The organism is [Clostridium] symbiosum ATCC 14940, assembly GCF_000466485.1.
Taxonomy (GTDB): domain Bacteria; phylum Bacillota; class Clostridia; order Lachnospirales; family Lachnospiraceae; genus Otoolea; species Otoolea symbiosa.
In genome coordinates, this window is the sequence record NZ_KE992817.1 from 50,554 (window position 1) to 50,843 (window position 290).

Here is a 290-nt window from a genome sequence, read left to right on the forward strand (position 1 = left end):
CAGGCTCGTAAGAGCCTGTGGATCGAAACCGCATACCCCTTTAGCCGTTTCTCCTGACCGTCGGTCAGGCTCGTAAGAGCCTGTGGATCGAAACGATGGTATAGCCAAAAGAACCAGCCACCGGAGCCAGGTCAGGCTCGTAAGAGCCTGTGGATCGAAACGTCAAACAGCCCCATCTCCGATATTTCCTTACCCGGTCAGGCTCGTAAGAGCCTGTGGATCGAAACGTCCTGAATCACTGCCTTCATCCTTTTTTCACAGGTCAGGCTCGTAAGAGCCTGTGGATCGAA